2 protein-coding genes and 1 pseudogene are annotated in these 4,707 nt (G+C 45.2%); all 3 read left to right on the top strand.

The genetic code is table 11. The annotated features are described in order from the left end of the window. Positions 1-963: pseudogene (locus QZ735_RS04065) on the top strand (glycoside hydrolase family 2); the annotation flags it as partial. Between the two features lie 11 nt (positions 964-974). Next, positions 975-2,288 carry a rhamnogalacturonan acetylesterase gene (locus tag QZ735_RS04060; RefSeq protein ID WP_294244532.1) on the top strand — a complete coding sequence of 438 codons (1,314 nt, stop codon included), beginning with the start codon at positions 975-977 and terminating at the stop codon, positions 2,286-2,288. Positions 2,289-2,452: 164 nt separating this feature from the next. Beyond that, positions 2,453-4,707, top strand: a 2,255-nt coding sequence (locus QZ735_RS04055) for a glycosyl hydrolase (protein WP_294244530.1), incomplete at its 3' end; no start/stop codon positions are given.

Genomic DNA, 4,707 nt, shown 5'->3' with positions numbered 1-4,707 from the left:
GAAGGTTTGCTGGTAACGGCTACCGATCCTTCCGGCAAAGAAATCTATACCTGGAGCTGGAAAATCAGGTCCAATGAAGAAATTTCTGAACAATTTTCAAAAACGCTGATCAAAGACTTTCCTGTCTCCGTTGTTGAAAATGATTCACTGTTTATTTTAAAATCAGGTGAAAAAGAATTTGCCGTCGGAAAAAAAGACGGATTGCTAAAATCGGTGATTGCCGATAAAAAAGGCAAGAAAATGTCTTTCCGGAACGGGCCGGTCTTCGTGAACGGAGCAATGGAACTGTCATCCATAAAAGCTTATGCAAAAGATCAGAATCAACTGATTGAAGCAAAGTATAAAAACGGAAATACCATCCGCTGGAAACTTGATCCAGGCGGTATTTTACAATTGGATTATGAATATTCCTTGTCAGGAAATTACCGGTTTGCAGGCGTAAGTTTCGATGAGCCTGAAAATTATGTCATCAGTGCAAAATGGCTCGGAAAAGGGCCTTACCATGTCTGGAAAAACCGATTGCAGGGCCAGGCATACAACGTCTGGCAGAACCTGAAGAATTCGTCAAGAACCGGACAGTCACCCTGGATCTATCCTGAATTCAAAGGGTATTTTGATGATGTCTCATGGCTGCAGCTGGATACAGCGGAGGGAAAGATAACCGTAGGAACCAAAGAAGAGAAAATGTTGGTGCGGCTTTTCGATTTTTATGGAATCTACGGAGCCAAAGGCTACCCGGAACTGCCACCTGGAAATATTTCGTTCTTAGACGCTATTCCGCCGCTGGGAACGGTACTGGCCTTCAATATCAATGATAAAACCGAATCGCTGGGGCCGGAAAGTGAACCGAACCATCTGAACGGAACGTTTAAAAGAACATTGTATTTCTATTTCGGATTACCTGATCCGGGAGATGAGAAACCACAGTTCACCATGCCGAAAGAAAATATTTTAACCGATTAAAGATGCAGAAGATGATACGATTGTTAATGTTTTTTTCAGCACCTTTCCTGCTGGCCCAGCAGACCGGTTTTAAATTTGATTTTGGCGGGAACAGGGTCGAAGAAGGATTTGTGCAGGTAACCCCGGCAACAAAGTTTGCTCAGCGCACCGGATACGGATTTATGGATATCTCAGATCTGCAATCGGTTGACAACGAAGGTGATGCATTGACCGGAGATTTTATCACAAGCGACAAACCATTCTATTTTTCGGTAGTGCTTCCGGAAGGAAATTATGATATCCAACTAATACTGGGCGATACCAAAGGAAGCTCGGAAACCACAGTCCGTGTGGAAAACCGCCGCCTGATGCTGAACGATTTCAGAACGGAAAAAGGGGAAACCGCTGAAAAAACAATCACGGTTCATGTAAAGGACAGCATCATCCGGAAGCAGGACGGAACGCCGGCCGGAATTGTGAAGTTGAAACCGAGGGAAAGGAAATACCTGCACTGGGACCATTTGCTGACCATAGAATTTACCGGGAAATCACCGAAGGTCTCTGCGGTCATTATCCGACCGAATAAAACGGCAAAAACGATTTATTTAACGGGAGATTCAACGGTTGTGGATGCACAGTACGAACCGTGGGCCTCGTGGGGACAGATGCTGCCGTATTTTTTCGTTCCGGATGAAGTGGTGATTGCCAATTATGCCGAAAGCGGCGAAACCCTGAAAGCCTTTGAAGACCGTCACCGGATCGATAAGATCTGGAACAGCATAAAACCGGGGGATTATCTGTTGATCCAGTTCGGGCACAATGACCAGAAATATGGGAACAGTGAAACATCGGGATACAGAAAACGTTTGAAAGACTGGATCCGGAAAGCAAGAGAATCAGGAGCCGTACCGGTGCTGGTCACTTCCATGAACCGCAGGGTTTTTGATGAAAATAATAAAATCGTCAATACGCTGGATGATTTTCCGGATGCGGTGAGGGAAATTGCCGGAGAAGAAAAGACGGATCTGATTGATCTGAATGCTTTAAGCAGAACATTGTTCGAAGCAATGGGTCCGGAAGCTTCAAAAAAGGCGTTCGTCCATTACCCGGCAAAAGCTTATCCGCATCAGCCGGCGGCTTTGGCAGATGATACCCATTTCAATGCGTACGGAGCTTATGAATTGGCAAAATGCGTGGTAAAATCTATCGTTGAACAGCATTTATCTTTAAGCCGGTACATATCAGGAAATTATAAAAGTTTTAACCTCCATAAACCTGACGATGTAACAAAATTCCACTGGACGGAATCTGTTTTTACGGAATCTCTGAAACCCGATGGAAATTGATAGCATCCGGGAAGCCCTAGAGGACGGATTCAGGGGATTGGGAATAGGCCCGTTTGAAACTAACGGAAGAAAAAAGAATATGTTCAGAATCTTATGTGACTGCTCACTTCGCAGAACCTTGGATTTGTGGTTAGAATGAAGCTTGGTTAATGTAAAATAAAGTAATGAAAATTAAAAATATCGTCAGACTCAGCATTCTCTGTTTCGCCTTCGGAAATCTTTCCGCACAGGCTCCGTGGCCGGAAGCGGGCAATACTGCACGGCCGTGGACCCGCTGGTGGTGGATGGGAAGCGCTGTTGACGGAAAAGGACTGGATCAACAGCTGTCCACGTTGTCTGAAGCCGGCTTTGGCGGAGTGGAAATTGTCCCGATTTACGGGGCTAAAGGTTTTGAAAACCGTTATCTCAGCTATCTTTCGCCGGGGTGGCTGAACATGCTCCGTTTTACAACAGATAAAGCGAAGAGCCTTAATATGGGCGTTGATATGGCTGTGGGAACGGGATGGCCGATCGGTGGTCCGCAGGTGAGCATAGAGGATGCAGCCACAAAAATGACCGTTCAGACCTACACCATTCAGCCGGATGAAAAATTCTCTGAAAAGATCGTGCTGAAGGACGGAAAACAAAAGAAGGTAAAAATCATAAAACCCGATATCGTCACTGCTTACAATGAGAATAATGAAGCCATTGTTCTGACGGATAAAGTTACAGCTGACGGTTCCCTGAACTGGAAGCCCGGTACGGGAACATGGACTGTCTACGCTATTTTTACCGGTAAAACAGGGCAGAAGGTAAAACGTGCCGCTCCGGGCGGTGATGGCTATACATTGGATCACTTTTCATCTGCTGCCACCAACGATTACCTGAAAACATTCGACAGGGCTTTCGGAAATTCAAACTACGGCATCCGTTCGTTTTTCAATGACAGTTATGAGGTATACAATGCGGACTGGACGCCGGATTTCAAGGCGGAATTCAGGAAAAGGAGAGGCTATGATCTGAGTGCATATGTGAGATATCTGGTCGATGACAATGAAAGTGAGATGGCGGGAAGGATAAAATCCGATTACCGTGAAACGATGAGTGAGCTCATCCTGAATCATTTTACGGAAAACTTCACCGGCTGGGCGCATTCGAAGAACTCGAAAAACACCAACCAGGCGCACGGTTCACCGGGAAACCTGCTGGACCTGTACGCGGCCGTCGATATTCCGGAATCCGAAACGTTCGGAAGCACAAAGTTCGATATTCAGGGATTAAGGAGAAATGAGGAAGATATCAATACCAAAGAAATTCCCGATATCAATATGCTGAAATTCGCATCTTCAGCGGCCAATGTCACAGGGAAACCGCTGATCTCGAATGAATCGTTTACCTGGCTGACGGAGCACTTCAAGACTTCATGGTCGCAGGTAAAACCTGAGGCGGAACAGATTTTCCTGTCGGGCATCAACCATATCTTTTACCATGGAACCACATACACGCCGGCAGACGTGCCTTTCCCGGGCTGGCTGTTCTACGCATCTACGGATTTTGTTCCTTACAACAGTCTGTGGCCGAATATCAAAGGCCTGAATGCTTATATCGAAAGAACGCAGTCTGTTTTACAAACCGGAAAATCCGACAACGATATCCTGATGTACTGGCCGGTCTACGATCAATGGGGGAGTCCGAAAGGAAAAGAAATGGCTTTTAAAATCCACAATACCGAAAAATGGCTGCATCCCACTGCATTTTACGACAATCTGGAGAAATTGGGAAAATCAGGATATTCGTTCGATATGGTTTCGGATAAAATGTTGGGCGAAGCACATCTTGAAAATCAGGAGATTCAGGTTTCAGAAAAAGGAGGCTCGTACAAGGCTTTGATTGTTCCCAAACTGAATTATCTGCCTGCATCTACGTTAAATAATATTTTACATATAGCCCGAAACGGAGCATCCGTCATCTTTCAGAGTGAGCCGAAAGATGTTCCCGGGTATTTTGAAGCCGGCCCGCGGAAAACTGAGCTGGATTCTTTATGGCACAGCATTCCCTTTCAGCAAAACGGGAATCTTAAATCAGCATCCTTCGGGAAAGGGAAAATAGTGCTGGACTCTGACGTTGAAAAAGGCTTGGAATTCTTACAGGTAGAAAGAGAAAAACTGACTGATACGGGATTGAAATTTGTCAGGAGAAAGTTTGATGGCGGAAAATACTATTATATCGTCAATCATACCCCGAAAGAAATCAATCAGCATATTCCCTTGAATTTTATGGGAAAACAAGTGATTTTGATGAATCCTGAAAGCGGCGATTCCGGAATTGCAGAGACGCAGGATCATTCGGTCAGGGTTCAGCTGAAATCGGGACAGTCGTTGATTGTGAAAGTTTCTGAAAACCGGGATCATTCGGTTCCAAAATGGAAATACATCGAAAA

This window comes from uncultured Chryseobacterium sp., assembly GCF_913776365.1.
Taxonomy (GTDB): domain Bacteria; phylum Bacteroidota; class Bacteroidia; order Flavobacteriales; family Weeksellaceae; genus Chryseobacterium.
The sequence above is the reverse complement of the archived record's forward strand: the minus strand, read 5'-3'. Positions and strand labels throughout refer to the sequence as shown.